Raw genomic sequence first — 13,762 nt, 5'->3', positions numbered from 1 at the left:
CGGCTGCCCCGGGCACGGAACAGTCTGCAGTGCGGACGCCGGCCAGTGCCCTGCCAGCCGTACCCGGACCGGGTGGCCTGCGCAGCACCAAACCGAAGCCGCCGCCCGCTACGTCCTCCGTGCCGCGGATGCCCAGGGGAGCCTCCAAAGCCGGGGCTGCCCGCAAACCCGCCGGCGCTGAGCCAAAAGCCGGCCGCCCGGGGGGAACAATCCCGCGCTCGGGGAAACCCCGCGCCCGCAAGACCACTCCTCGCCAGCACAGCCCTTCTGCAGCCCAGCGGGCCGACTCATCCTCCGCTGCCGCGCGGCGGGTGCTGCGCCGCCTGGTGCAGGGGGAGACACCGCCCACCCAGGCCATGTCCATCGTGGAACGGCTGGCCGGCAGCCCGTATGCCAATCCGCGGGTCCGCTCCGGCGGGCCGGACGCCAGTGCCCGCAAGACCCTGGACCTGGCGCTGGGCATGGCAGAGACCATGTTCCGCTACGGGGCAGGCGCACTGGAAGTCGAAACGGCGATGATCGCCGTGACCGCCGCCTACGGACTGGAAAACATCGAGGTGGACATCACCAACCAGTCCGTCCTCCTCAACTACTCGCCCAAGGACCAGACACCCATCACCGTAATGCGGGTGGTCCGTTCCTGGACCAACAACTACGCCGGACTGGCCCTGGTGCACCGCCTGGTGACGGACATCGTCGACGGGAACGTCTCCCGCGCCGAAGCCTCGCAGCAGCTGAACGCAATTGTGCACCAGCCCAAGCCTTTCCCGCGCTGGGCCGTAACCTTCTCGGCCGGTCTCTTCGCGGCTGCCATCGTCGCGTTCATCGGCGGCAGCCCGCTGGGCTCTGCCGTGGGTTTTGTGAGTACCATCCTGGTCAGCCTGCTGCAGCGGATACTGGGCCGCTGGCGTGTTCCGGACTTCTTCACCACCGCAGCAAGCGGGTTCCTGGTTACCGCACTGGCCATGCTGTTCTGGTGGCTGGACGCCACGGACAGGGCAGAACTGGACATAGCCCCCGGAATTGTGGTGGCCGGCGGGATCCTGCTGATGCTGCCCACCGGCCGCCTGGTTTCAGCAGTGCAGGATGCCATCAACGGCTTCCCGGTGACAGCCGCGGGCCGTTTCCTCTCTGCGTTCCTGACGTTCGGCGCAATCGTGGCCGGCATCGCCGTCGCACTGGTGGCCGGGGCGCTGGTGGGCATGCCGCGGCTGGAAGTGACCGGGGTCGCGGCCTCGCAGTATCCGTTTGCCGTCACTGTTCTGCTGCTGGCCGTTGCCCTGGCAACCATCAGCATCACCGAACAGTCGCCCGCCAACCTTGTCCTGCCCACCGTACTCATCGGCGTCGGAGGATTCCTGGTCTCCGTAGCCTCTGAGGCCGCTGGGATCGGGCCCAGACTTACACCGGCGATCGCTGCGATCGTCATCGGCATGGCATCACGGATCGTGGCGCTGCGGATGGGGGCGCCGCAGCTGGTCATCGCTGTGCCGGCGATTCTGTTCCTCTTCCCGGGCCTGAGCATCTTCCGCTCGATGTACGGGCTGAGCATTGGCCTGGATGACATTTCCGGCGGCGTGATCGGCCTGTTCAATGCCCTGACCGTGATCCTGGCGATCGCCGGCGGAGTGGTCTTCGGCGACAACCTTGCCCGGCCCCTGACCCGGAACCTGAACGGGAACGACCGGCGCAACCGCCGCCGCTGATTCCCGCCGCGGGCTTAGAGGATTTTGCCGATCGGCGTGCGCTTTTCGGCCTGGAAAGTGTCCTCGGTCCGGCCGGCGGCCCAGTAGCCCGAAAGCGAGACTGCGCTGCGGTCGAGTTTATGCCGGGTAAAGAATATGTCCCGCAGGCCCTTCATGGCCTCACGCTCACCATGGGCAAAGACCTGCACCGCGCCGGGATGCCAGGGGAGCGCGTCAAGGGCGGCAATGAGCAGGCGGCCGGCCGGAGCGTCAGCTCCCCGGTACAGCCACGTCACCACAATGCCCTGCGGGTGCGTCAGCTGCTGTTCGTCCTGCGGGCCTTCAACCTCGATGAAAGCGTGGCCCACCGCATCCGCGGACAGCGCTTCCAGTGCGGCGGCGGTAGCCGGAAGGGCGGACTCGTCAGCGGCGAAGAGATACCAGTCAGCAGCAGGATCGGGAGCGAAGCCGCCTCCGGGCCCGCCGAACGTCAGGACATCTCCGGGCTGCGCCGCATTGGCCCACGGGCCGGCGAGGCCTTCGTCGCCGTGGATCACAAAGTCCATAGCCAGTTCGCGGCGGGCGGTGTCGACCCAGCGGACGGTGTAGGTCCGCGACACGGGCCACTCCTCGCGCGGGGTCTGCTCGCGCAGCTGTTCCAGGGGAACGGTGCCGTCCAGCGGCCTGCCGTCGGGGCCGAACCAGATCTTGCAGTAGGCATCCGTGCTGCTGCTCGGGGTGAACGTGTCGAAGCCGGGGCCGCCTGCCACAATGCGCACCATATGGGGTGAGAGCTGTTCGCGGCGCAGCACCGTCATGGTGTGCGTCGGCCGGGCGCGCCGGGCAGGTGCCGGCGTACGGGTGGCGGGGGCATCAGGCATTGCGGTGTTCTCCTCGGACGGGGTGGTTGTTCTACCGTACCCCGGGCAGTCTCCAGTCAATCGGGGATGCGTCCTGTTGTTTCAGCAGCTCATTGGCCCGGCTGAACGGGCGGGATCCGAAAAATCCCCGGGAGGCGGAGAGTGGACTGGGATGTGCCGATTCGATCCGCGGAGTGCTGCCCAGCAGCGGCGACAGCGCCTGCGCCTGCCGCCCCCAGAGGATCGCCACGAGCGGCATCGGTGAACCGTCCGCCCGGCGGCGGGCTGCGAGGGTGCGTACGGCAAGATCCGTGACAGATTCCCAGCCGATGCTCCGGTGTGAGTTGGCCTGCCCTGCATCGACGCTGAGGGCGCGGTTGAGCAGCAGCACACCCTGGTCCGCCCAGGCGCTAAGGTCTCCGTGCGGCGCCGGGTCGATCCCCAGGTCCTCCTTCAGTTCCTTGTAGATGTTCACCAGAGAACGCGGCAGCGGGCGCACTGAGGGGTCGACGGAGAAGCTGAGTCCCACGGCGTGGCCCCGGGTGGGGTAGGGATCCTGGCCGATGATCAGCACCTTGACCTGCTCCAGCGGAAGCGTGAAGGCGCGCAGGATGTTCGCGGGGGAGGGAAGGATCCGCGTCCCGGAGCTGATTCGCCGCTGCAGTTCGTCTCCGATGCGGTGGATCAGGGGTGTTTCCGGTGCCAGGGCTACGGCCCACTCCGGGTCCATCAGCTCTGCCAGTGAGCTCCCGCTGGTGAAGGGTACGGGAGGCTCAACGTCCGGTTCCCCTCCGTTACGGCCGGGGGTGAGATCAAAAAGGGCTGGTTCATCACTGCTCTGCACCCCTCCAGTGTTCGGCATTACGGGCCAGGATCCCAGCCGGGGCCCGCCTGGGCCTGAATGACAACGATGTTATTCCGGTTTAGGATTGCATCTGGAAGCAGACTCTTTGCCCGGACCGTACCCGCGTCCGGGTGCACCGGGAAACGGGGACCAAGATTGGCAGGATCAGCCGACGCCGCGGCGTTTTCACTTGAGGGCGCGGTCGATCCCCAGAGTCCCCTCAGCGAGCGGGACCAGCAGATGCTGGCCCTGGAACGTTCCTGGTGGAAATACTCCGGAGCCAAGGAACAGGCGATCCGCGATCTTTTTGGTCTCTCTGCCACCAGCTACTACCAGGTCCTTAACGCCCTGATCGACACCGAGGAAGCACTCGCGCACGATCCCATGCTGGTTAAGCGGCTGCGTAGACTGCGTACTACACGCCAGCGCGCGCGTACTGCCCGCCGCATGGGTACGGACGCGTAGGACTTCCCACAGATACCAAGGACAGACAACGCAGCCATGAGCCAATACCCCAGGGATGAGTTCGACAAGGTCCCGGAGACCTCGACCCGCCAAGGTGTCCACCGTGAGCGGCTTATTCCGGCACGCTCTTCCGGAGTGGGCCTGATCATTACCGTGGGTGTTCTGGCTCTCCTGGTGGGCCTGGCCGCGTACTTTGTGCTCCCGCGCCTGGGAATCGGGGAAGGCAGCAGCGCCAGCCCGGCAGTCTCCGAGTCCGGCTCTGCCACCCCCGAGGCGGACACCGGGCAGTCACCGAGCCCCAGTGCCTCCCCGGTTCCGTCCACCACGCCGACGCCGGAGCCGACTCCAACGCCGGAGCCCACACCCGAGGCCGTGGAAGCTGACCGTACACAGCCGGTGGTTGTGCTCAACGCCAGCGGCATCTCCGGTCTGGGCGCCGGAATCTCCGCGCGGATCGGCGCAGACGGATGGACGACGGCGCAGGTCGCTAACTGGGGCGGCGCACCGCTGCAGACCTCGGTCATCTTCTACAACGGTCAAGCCCAGCGCGCCAATGCCGAAGAGCTCTCCGCACTTCTGGGCATCCCGACGCTCACCGATTCTCCCGAGTTTTCGCTGGTGACGGTCGTGGCCGGCCCGGGCTTCCAGTGAGACTTTAGTTAAGACTCGATAACTATCCCTCTACCCCATGGGTGACGCCGCAGCCGATGGCTAAAGTAAGGGCCAGCCGCACGGGTTGAGCAGGTCAAACGCCTGCAGTTCCCGTTTGGCTGCTGCCGTGGAACACCATCGCGGGAGCGGAACCTAAAAGGGGAGAAAGAGTATGGCGCAGGGGATCGTCAAATGGTTCAACGGGGAAAAGGGCTACGGCTTCATCACCGTTGATGAAGCCCAGACTGATGTTTTCGTCCACTGGTCTGCTATCCAGTCCGCCGGCTACCGGACACTGGAAGAAGGCCAGCGGGTCGAGTTCGAAATTGGTGAAGGACAGAAGGGGCCGCAGGCCGAAGACGTCCGCACGGTCTAGTCAGCTGGCCCGCGCAGGAAGACCTGCACAAAAGTGAGCCGGCGGCCCCGAGAGGCCGCCGGCTCACTTTCGTTTGGGCTCTACTCGCGGAGCGGAACACCCCGGGCATCGGTCCGGAAGGACTGTGCGCCGGCCAGGATCATGATTCCTTCCACAAAACCCCAGATGGCCCCGAACCCGAACGTGAAGATGGTGACCAGGAGCTGCACGATTCCCAGCGTGGTGTAGCCGAGATAGAAGCGCTGGATGCCAAGCCCGCCGAGGAAAATGCCGAGCAGCCCGGCAGCAAGCCGGGACTTCGGTTCGGCCCAGCCGTAGGGAGTCGGGTATCCCGGCGGGTACCCCTGCGCATAACCCTGCTGGTACGTGCCCGGCGGCGGTCCCTGCTGATAGTAGGACTGCCCGCCCTGGGAGTACCCGGGCTGCTGGTAGCCGCCCTGGGAATAGCCGGGCTGCGGGTTGCCCTCCTGCGTGTACCCGCCCTGCGGGTAGCCGGACTGCTGCCGTTCCCCGGACACAGGCGCGCCGCCGTCGTTCCCGGTGCCCTGTCCGTATTCGCCCGGTGGCCTGCCGTACGGCGGCGGAGCCGCGCTGGCGCCATGGGCCTGGGGCGCGTTCGGGCTGCGGTCTTCCTCACCGTCTAGGGGAGAAGGTTGGTTCGGTGGCTGGTTCGGCGCCATAGCCTGCTCCTCAGCGTTTGATGGTCGGATCCGGTCCTGGCATAACGGGACCGTGAAGTTCCCAATCTACGCCGCCGCACGGGCAGCGGGGGTGAGGGCCCGCAGATTCGCCGCCGCGTTTTTGCAGGGCATGCACAAACGGGGCACAGTCCCGGTCACAGGGGACCGTGACTGCTTGCACTCGAAGGATGGGAGTGCTAATTATTGAGTTAGCACTCTTGCGGACTGACTGCTAAGTCAGCGGCGTTGAGTGAACAAGCAAGCCACTGGGGTGAGGGACCCGGGATGCGCGTAAAGAGATCGTGCACCCGTTCCCGTCCGTCGCGGGCACTCCAGCCAGGAATGCAACATCCAAGCATGACTGTTCCGGAAGGACGATAGCCGTTATGGCCAAGATCATTGCATTTGACGAAGAGGCACGCCGCGGCCTCGAGCGGGGCCTGAACACCCTCGCCGACGCCGTCAAGGTCACCCTCGGCCCGCGTGGCCGCAACGTCGTACTCGAGAAGAAGTGGGGCGCTCCCACGATCACCAACGATGGCGTTTCCATCGCCAAGGAGATCGAGCTGGACGACCCGTACGAGAAGATCGGCGCTGAGCTGGTCAAGGAAGTTGCCAAGAAGACTGATGACGTCGCAGGCGACGGCACCACCACGGCAACCGTCCTGGCTCAGGCACTCGTCAAGGAAGGCCTGCGCAACGTTGCTGCCGGCGCTGATCCGCTGGGCCTGAAGCGCGGCATCGAGAAGGCAGTCGCAGCCGTTACGGCCGAACTGCTCGCTTCCGCCAAGGAAATCGAGACCAAGGAACAGATCGCGGCTACGGCTTCCATCTCCGCCGGCGACCAGCAGATCGGCGACCTGATCGCTGAAGCGCTGGACAAGGTTGGCAAGGAAGGCGTTATCACCGTCGAGGAGTCCAACACCTTCGGCCTAGAGCTTGAGCTCACTGAAGGTATGCGCTTCGACAAGGGCTACATCTCCGGCTACTTCGTTACTGACGCAGAGCGCCAGGAAACGGTCCTTGAAGATCCGTACATCCTGATCGTCAACTCCAAGATTTCCTCCGTGAAGGACCTGGTTGCTGTCCTCGAGAAGGTCATGCAGTCCGGCAAGCCGCTGCTGATCATCGCCGAAGACGTTGAGGGCGAAGCCCTGGCTACCCTGGTGGTCAACAAGATCCGCGGCACGTTCAAGTCTGTTGCCGTCAAGGCTCCGGGCTTCGGCGACCGCCGCAAGGCGCAGCTCGCTGACATCGCCATCCTCACCGGTGGCCAGGTCATCGCCGAAGAAGTTGGCCTCAAGCTGGAGAACGCCACGCTGGACCTGCTGGGCAAGGCCCGCAAGGTGGTTGTCACCAAGGACGAGACCACCATCGTTGAAGGTGCAGGCGACCCCGAAGAGATCGCCGGCCGCGTCAACCAGATCCGCGCCGAAATCGAGAACTCCGATTCCGACTACGACCGCGAGAAGCTGCAGGAGCGCCTGGCCAAGCTGGCCGGCGGCGTTGCAGTCATCAAGGCCGGTGCCGCAACCGAAGTTGAGCTCAAGGAACGCAAGCACCGCATCGAAGATGCCGTGCGCAACGCCAAGGCTGCAGTCGAAGAAGGCATTGTTGCCGGCGGCGGCGTCGCCCTGATCCAGGCAGGCCAGAAGGCCTTCGCAAACCTGGTTCTGGAAGGCGACGAGGCTACCGGTGCCAACATCGTCAAGGTTGCCATCGACGCACCGCTGAAGCAGATTGCCTTCAACGCCGGCCTCGAGCCCGGCGTCGTGGCGGACAAGGTCCGCGGTCTGGCTGAAGGCTTTGGCCTGAATGCCGCTACCGGCGAATACGAAGACCTGCTGGCTGCCGGCGTCAATGACCCGGTCAAGGTAACCCGTTCGGCTCTGCAGAACGCGGCTTCCATTGCCGGCCTGTTCCTCACCACCGAAGCAGTCGTTGCCGACAAGCCCGAAAAGGCTGCACCGGCAATGGGCGGCGGAGATGACATGGGCGGCATGGGCGGAATGGGCGGCTTCTAAGCCCTTACCCCCGGCCGGCTCTTCCGGCTGAGTGCTTCCACATAGGAGCGCGGTACCCGACACGGGTGCCGCGCTCCTGTTGTTTGTGCTGCGCGGGTGCCGCCCGGCACACGGCGCCGGCTGCTCCGGCTGCTCCGGCTGCTCCGGCTGCTCCGGCTGCGCCGGCTGCCCCGGCTGCCCGGGGTCGACGCAGTCCTGCTGCCTAGCGCATAAAGAGTGCAGTGTTGGCTGCCTCCGTATCCGCGTACTGGGATGAGGCATAGGCCAGCGCCTGATTGATGCTGGCCAGGGACTCCTCCACCCGTGCCTGCGTGGCCCGCCAGTCAGTGATGAGCAGCTGGAAGTTTGCCGATGCCTGTCCCTGCCAGGATTCCCCGAGGGACACGAGGCCGGCCTGCATGGTGTTGATTTCGGCCTGCAGCCGGTCGATGGTTCCGCGCACCTCGGCGCTCTTTGCTGCCAGGACGTCGCTGTCGACGAAAAAGCCCGCCATGGAATTCCCTCCGGTTGTTCGGGAACGCCTGGTTGCGCTCCTGCAGCAAAACGCTAGGGGCCCGGCGGGGACGGGTGCGCCCCGACACTCACGCGGGGGACTGCAGGACGTCCTGCGGGCTGCTGGGCCTATTGTGGAGGAACAGAGATGCGCGGGGGACAAGGACATTCCGGCATCCTTCGCTTCGACCTAGGGCTGCGGAGGCTGTTCTTCTTCGCCCTCGCCGGGTTCGTGCTCGGCGGTCCCGTCTGCGGGGATGTACGGCAGGCGGATGGACATGGTGGCACCGCCTCCCTCGGTTTCGGTCAGCCGGACCGTGCCGTCATGCTGGGCTACCAGGGCTGCGACAATTGCCAGCCCCAGTCCCGTTCCGCCGGTCTCGCGGTAGCGTGACGAATCCGCCCGGTAGAAGCGTTCAAAGACCCGTGCGGCGTCCTCTTCGGAGATACCTGGCCCGTGATCCCGGACTTCCAGGACGGCGTCCATGCGGTCGTGAATCACCGGGGCCACACCAACGGCAACCTCGATAGGGCTGCCGGCGGGCGTGTAGCGGAGGGCATTGGTCATTAGATTGGCCACCACCTGGCGCAGCCTTGCCTCATCACCCATGGTGGGCGCGCTGCGCGGTGAATTCCCGTCCAGGCCAATCACCCGGATTTCCCGGTCAGGAGCGCTGGCCCGCGCGTCCAGGGCGGCGTCGTTGCCCAGGATCATCAGGTCTACGGGGCCGTATTCAAGCGGGCGCTGTTCATCCACCCGGGCCAGTGTCAGCAGGTCCTCTACCAGCTGGCCCATGCGTTTGGCTTCGCTTTCTATCCGGCCCATGGCAGCACTGACGTCTTCGGGTTTCTGCAGGGCGCCCTGCCGGTAGAGCTCGGAGAAGCCGCGGATGGTGACCAGCGGCGTCCGCAGTTCATGCGAGGCGTCCTGGACGAACCGGCGCATCTTTTGTTCTGAGGCAGTGCGGGCCGCGAAGGCGGTTTCGATGTGGGCCAGCATGGCATTGAGGGAACGGGACAGCCGTCCGATCTCGGTGGCCGGATTGCCCACCTCCACTCGGCGGGAGAGGTCGCCTGCTGCGATCGCAGCCGCAGTTTTCTCCACCTGGCTCAGCGGGCGGAACTGGCGTGTCACGGCCCAGTAGGCGATGCCGGTGGCTCCAAGTGTGCCCAGCAGTCCCACGGAGAAGACAAGGGAGGCGGCCTCATCCACGGTTTCGGCCACGGAGTCCAGGGGGACAGCGACGGCGATCGAGCCGGGGAAGTTGGCGATGTGGAAGACCATAACCCGCCAGCCCTTGCTGCCGGGGGCCGTGCCGGGTACGTCAAAACCGCGGCCGCCTTTGGCATCCACATCCGCGGCGGTGAGATCGTCAATGACCGGAGTGTCGAAGGTCGGCTCTGAATGGGTTTCCGGTCCGTGGGTTCCGTCCTCGTCGAGGTAGAGCCCGTAGAACCGGAATAGCGAGGCGTCCGTGGTGGGACTGCCGGAGACCAGATAGCGCGAAATTGCGCCGGCATTGTCCTGGATGTCGGTATCGAGCCGGCTGATCAGGATCTGGCGCAGGACGTAGATCGTGGCAAGGCCGGTGATGGTCACGGTGACGACCATCAGGACGGCCATGATGACCACCAGCTGCGACCGCAGCGAGGCCGACTTCCAGCGGCGAAGCAAGGCTTATCGCTTCTCCGTCGTGCGCAGCAGGTAGCCGACGCCGCGCTTGGTCTGGATCAGGGCCGGCGCATCCGGGCTGCTGTCGATCTTGCGGCGCAGATAGGAGATGTAGGACTCCACGATCGAAGCGTCTCCATTGAAGTCGTACTCCCACACATGGTCCAGGATCTGGGCCTTGGACAGCACCCGGTTCGGATTGAGCATCAGGTAGCGGAGCAGCTTGAACTCGGTGGGTGAGAGTTCGATCGTCACCCCGCCCCGGCGCACCTCGTGGGCATCGTCGTCGAGTTCCAGGTCTTCCACGCGGATCACGGCGTCGTCGTCATCCAGCGGCTGGGTGCGGCGCAGCACGGCGCGGATCCGGGCCACAACCTCATCGAGGCTGAACGGCTTGGTCACGTAATCGTCCCCGCCCACGGTGAGCCCGGTGACCTTGTCTTCGGTATCGTCCCGTGCCGTCAGGAAGACAACGGGGAAATGCCGCCCTGCCGCGCGCAGGCGGCGGGTGAGCGTAAAGCCGTCCATATCCGGCAGCATGACGTCCAGGACAGCAAGGTCCGGGCTGTGCTCATCAACCGCGGCCAGCGCTTCACGGCCGTTTCCAGCGGCAACGACGTCAAAGCCGGCAAAGCGCAGCGACGTCGACAGAAGCTCGCGGATGTTGGGTTCGTCATCGACAACAAGAAGCCTGGCCTCAGGCGCAGATTTAGTCACGTGTCCTAGTTTCTAGCATTTGGCTGATGGTTTCCTGAATGCTAACTCAGCGTCCGCTGGATGAATAGCGTGAGCTTGGGGTGCTTCGCCCGGGGGTGAAGTTCGGGATGAACGTCTGCAGTGGGACGCCGTGGTGCCCTTCCGGCGGCGAGCATTGAATGAGAGCAGACAAGCACTGGAACTGAAGATCAAGGGAACGAAGATGCAGCGAACTACCTCCGAGCCCACACGGCGCCCCGCACACCATGCCGGTGCTGCCGGTGTGCAGCTGGCAGAACGGGCCGCCGCTGCCGGCATGCCTGCCCCGCCGGATGTGTCCGGGCAGGGAGCAGCCGATGAGCTGCCCTCCGTGCTGACACGTGCAGTAATCGCGGGACACTGGCCGGTTAGCTTCTGCCGGCAGGAGCGGAATCCGGCGCCTCCGAGCTGAGGCGGCAGGTTCTGCACAACCCAAAGGACCGCCGGAGCGCTGCCGGGCCCCAAACCGCCAGTCCTCCGGCATATCGCGGCAGTCAAGGCCCCCAACATCCCGGACAGCCGCGGTCCGGAATCCAGGCTTCCCCCTCGGGGGAGCCTGGATTCCGTGTTCCAGTGCCTAAAGGACGCCCCTTCGCAGGGCCTCTTTGAGCGCATCCTCCCGGCCGGATACTCCGAGCTTGCGGTACAGTCCCCGGATCTGGGACTTGACCGTATTCACCGAGACGAAGTGCAGCTGTGCAATTTCTGCCAGTGAACCCGTCTGGACGAGCGAGCCCAGGATGGCCAGTTCACGCGGAGTCAGTTCCGCCAGGCCCTGGGTGCTTCCGATGACACTTTCCTGACCGGACTCCAGTCCCACGTCAAGCCCGCCCTGTGCTGCTGCCTGCCGGACGCGTTCCAGGTCGGCAGCCGGCAGGAGGGACGTGGACAGCCTCAGCCCGTGGGCGGTGTACAGGTTCGATAGGCGGGCCAGCTCAAGCATCAGCCCGGGGGTAATCCCGGGTTCCAGCTGCAGACGGGCGGCAACGGATAACCCCGTTGCCTCTGCCTGTTGCCGGACCGTGCCCTCCGAGCGCAGACCCAAGACAGCGCTGAGCGTCTTTCCCGGCTGCCCGCCTGCAAGGTGGATGCGCGCCGTCACCAGCTCCCCGGACCTCTTTGGCAGGCGCCCGGCAGCCGTGAGGGCCTGGCCAGGCAGCCCCGATGCGAGCAGGAGCAGTGACTGCGCCCGAATGAGGAGCGCGCGCTCAGGTTCGCTGACCGGGGGCAGCTCCTTGGGGCGGGAGAGCAGGTCTTCCAGCCGGGCAAGGGCCGTGGCCGTTTTGCCTGCCGCGAGGTCTGCGATGGCATCCAGATACCGGACCCTTGGCCAGAATTCCATCGAACCGGCCTGGTCCAGAACACGGGCCAGGGCCGCTTTGGCTGCGGTGTGGTCTCCCGATTCCAAGGCGACCATCGCCTCGGCCAGCCGGAGCGGCGTCTCAGCGTAGGGGTGTACCTCATCCCTGCCCCAGGCCAGGCCGGCGCAGAGCTGCAGGAAATGGGCAGCGCCGGACAGATCGCCCGTTTCGGCGGACAGGCAGGCGGTGAGGGAGTGGTAGTAGCCCTCGTAGTCGGCCTGATCCTGGGCAGCGGCAATTGACGCGGCCCGGGTGAATGCCGCTTCGGCGTCCCCGTGTGCGCCGGTCCGCCACAGGGAGATCCCCAGATGGGCAACGGCAACGGATTCGAGCGGGCCAATTCTCCCGCGTTCGGCCAGCGGCATCTCTGCGTAGGCCTGCAGGCCTGCCGCAGCCCGTGCCGCGGAACGGGGGAGCTGCCCGCATCCCCGCAGCGCCACTGCCTCCACCAAGGTCAGCAGCAGCCGCTCAGCCTGCGGCATTGACCGGTAGAGGGCGCGGGCGCCGGAGAGCGCCAGCAGCGTCAGCTCGGTTCCCCGCATGCGCCGGAACGCTGAGGAGTTGTAGATGACGGCGAGGGCCAGCGCCGGGGCAGGCTGGCGTGCCAGTTTCAGGAGCGGAATCTCCTCAAGGAGTTTCCTGGTCTCCGGGCCATGGTAGGTGAACAGCTCAAGGGCGCTGCGTCGAATGACGTCCGTCGCCAGATCCAGGGTGTCTGCGCGTATCGCGTGGCCGAGAGCCTCAAGCGGCTGCCCGTTTTCCAGGAAATACCTTCCGCAGGTCTCTTCCAGCTCACGGACGCGCTCGGGAAACATCCTGCGCCCCCGGGCAAGGACAGCGCTGCGCAGCAGGGGAATGACGGCTGATTCGCCGTCGTGTGTCCGGGTGAGGAAACCTTCCTGCTCAGCTTCGGCGGCCGCGGCTTCCACGCTCCGGCCACCGCAGAGCCGCTCTGCCAGCGCAGGCGGGAGTGACCCGGGAACGGAGGCGGCGAGCAGGAAATCGCCGGCGGCGGCTGTGATGCGGGGAGGGGAGAGCAGCTCCGTGAGATCCCGGTCAGCTGTTTCCAGGACGGCTGGAAGCAGCTGCCGGGACCGGAACCGGGAGGGCGGGGCCGCCGTGAGGGCGAGGAACCGGACCCACCGGGGTAAACCTCCGGTGAGGCCCCGGATTTCCTCTGCCTGATCCTCCAGCCCTGTTCCGGCCAGCACGGCCGCGCATTCCTGCGCAGTGAACGCAAGCAGATCCGGGCCTATTACGGTGATGTCCAGCTCCAGCAGGGCCCTGCTCTTTTCAATGCCCCCCAGTGCAGCGGTGCTGGCCACGATCCGAAGGCCGGGCATCGCACGGAGAAGTTCCAGCAGGAGATCCTCGGCTGGAAACCCGGTAGCCAGATGCAGGTCCTCTACCACCAGGAGTTTCCGGGCCGGTAGCCGGGCGAGGGTGTGCAGAGCGGCACCGAGTCCTGCTCCCGCGGCAGCGGCCTGCGCTGCCTGGTCCACCAGGGCAAGATGGCCGGGAGTGGAACCTCCGAAGAGTCCGCCGAACACGGCGGCGAGGAACGGTGCTGCCGGTGCTGGCCGGTTGGCCTGCGGCGAACCGCTCCGGCGGGCGGAGACCCATGCCGCAGGCAGGTCCCCGGCAGCTGCCCAGTCCTGCAGCAGGGTGGTTTTTCCAGCGCCGGCCGGTCCGCGCAGAATGGTCAGTGGCGTGGCCGCAGCGGCGTCGAGCGCCTGCAGCAGCCTGCTGCGGGAGAGGACGCGCGGGTTGGGGCTCGGAGGGCCCGGGACTACGGCGAAGTGCGGCATTGGCTACATCCGGCTCGGCGGGACGAGAATGTCCGAAGCCGCGCGGGATGCGCGCCCGGAAGCAGTTTCAAGATAACCGCTGCGAATCCCGGGGCGCCATTATGTGACG

General features: G+C 66.1%; 13 protein-coding genes. 6 read left to right on the top strand and 7 right to left on the bottom strand.

All coding sequences use genetic code 11. From position 1 onward, the window contains the following. The first annotated feature begins 128 nt into the window (after positions 1-128). Positions 129-1,706 carry a threonine/serine ThrE exporter family protein gene (locus ACWGQ2_RS03450; RefSeq protein ID WP_452014510.1) on the top strand — a complete coding sequence of 526 codons (1,578 nt, stop codon included), beginning with the start codon at positions 129-131 and terminating at the stop codon, positions 1,704-1,706. 14 nt (positions 1,707-1,720) lie between these two features. On the opposite strand, the gene ACWGQ2_RS03445 is transcribed toward ACWGQ2_RS03450, so the two are convergent. Then, a complete protein-coding gene (locus tag ACWGQ2_RS03445; RefSeq protein ID WP_452014340.1) occupies positions 1,721-2,566 on the bottom strand; it encodes a siderophore-interacting protein in 846 nt (281 codons plus the stop codon). Positions 2,567-2,597: 31 nt separating this feature from the next. Continuing rightward, complete coding sequence (locus tag ACWGQ2_RS03440) at positions 2,598-3,407, bottom strand: uracil-DNA glycosylase (protein ID WP_452014338.1); 810 nt, start codon at positions 3,405-3,407, stop codon at positions 2,598-2,600. A 138-nt stretch (positions 3,408-3,545) separates the two neighbouring features. Between ACWGQ2_RS03440 and ACWGQ2_RS03435 the strand changes: the two genes are divergently transcribed. The 3 genes from ACWGQ2_RS03435 (at position 3,546) to ACWGQ2_RS03425 (ending at position 4,881) form a co-directional block, all read left to right on the top strand. Beyond that, positions 3,546-3,854, top strand: coding sequence for a DUF3263 domain-containing protein (locus tag ACWGQ2_RS03435; protein ID WP_452014336.1), 309 nt, complete (start codon positions 3,546-3,548; stop codon positions 3,852-3,854). 36 nt (positions 3,855-3,890) lie between these two features. After that, a complete protein-coding gene (locus ACWGQ2_RS03430; protein WP_452014334.1) occupies positions 3,891-4,505 on the top strand; it encodes a LytR C-terminal domain-containing protein in 615 nt (204 codons plus the stop codon). 172 nt (positions 4,506-4,677) lie between these two features. Continuing rightward, complete coding sequence (locus ACWGQ2_RS03425; protein WP_066301805.1) at positions 4,678-4,881, top strand: cold-shock protein; 204 nt, start codon at positions 4,678-4,680, stop codon at positions 4,879-4,881. 80 nt (positions 4,882-4,961) lie between these two features. Here the strand turns inward: ACWGQ2_RS03425 and ACWGQ2_RS03420 are convergent, their stop codons facing one another. Then, entirely contained in the window at positions 4,962-5,561 is a 600-nt protein-coding gene (locus ACWGQ2_RS03420; RefSeq protein ID WP_452014332.1) for an NINE protein, read from the bottom strand. A 386-nt stretch (positions 5,562-5,947) separates the two neighbouring features. Between ACWGQ2_RS03420 and groL the strand changes: the two genes are divergently transcribed. Continuing rightward, on the top strand, positions 5,948-7,585 hold the full coding sequence (gene groL, locus ACWGQ2_RS03415; protein ID WP_452014330.1) for a chaperonin GroEL: 1,638 nt from the start codon (positions 5,948-5,950) through the stop codon (positions 7,583-7,585). A gap of 202 nt (positions 7,586-7,787) precedes the next feature. Here groL and ACWGQ2_RS03410 read toward each other — a convergent pair whose 3' ends face one another. The 3 genes from ACWGQ2_RS03410 to ACWGQ2_RS03400 all read right to left on the bottom strand — a co-directional run bounded on the left by ACWGQ2_RS03410 (position 7,788) and on the right by ACWGQ2_RS03400 (position 10,466). Beyond that, a complete protein-coding gene (locus tag ACWGQ2_RS03410; protein ID WP_452014328.1) occupies positions 7,788-8,078 on the bottom strand; it encodes a WXG100 family type VII secretion target in 291 nt (96 codons plus the stop codon). Between the two features lie 189 nt (positions 8,079-8,267). Beyond that, a complete protein-coding gene (locus ACWGQ2_RS03405; protein WP_452014326.1) occupies positions 8,268-9,752 on the bottom strand; it encodes a sensor histidine kinase in 1,485 nt (494 codons plus the stop codon). A gap of 3 nt (positions 9,753-9,755) precedes the next feature. Then, on the bottom strand, positions 9,756-10,466 hold the full coding sequence (locus ACWGQ2_RS03400) for a response regulator transcription factor (RefSeq protein WP_091607814.1): 711 nt from the start codon (positions 10,464-10,466) through the stop codon (positions 9,756-9,758). 202 nt (positions 10,467-10,668) lie between these two features. Here ACWGQ2_RS03400 and ACWGQ2_RS03395 point away from each other — a divergent pair, with 202 nt between their 5' ends. Then, the gene (locus ACWGQ2_RS03395; protein WP_452014324.1) at positions 10,669-10,896 is read left to right on the top strand and encodes a hypothetical protein; all 228 of its coding nucleotides are present in this window, start codon (positions 10,669-10,671) and stop codon (positions 10,894-10,896) included. A 165-nt stretch (positions 10,897-11,061) separates the two neighbouring features. Here the strand turns inward: ACWGQ2_RS03395 and ACWGQ2_RS03390 are convergent, their stop codons facing one another. Continuing rightward, positions 11,062-13,653, bottom strand: a complete 2,592-nt coding sequence (locus ACWGQ2_RS03390) for a LuxR C-terminal-related transcriptional regulator (protein WP_452014322.1) — start codon at positions 13,651-13,653, stop codon at positions 11,062-11,064. Positions 13,654-13,762 lie beyond the last annotated feature (109 nt).

Source organism: Arthrobacter sp. NPDC055585 (assembly GCF_053619115.1).
This window is presented reverse-complemented; position numbering and strand designations above follow the sequence as displayed.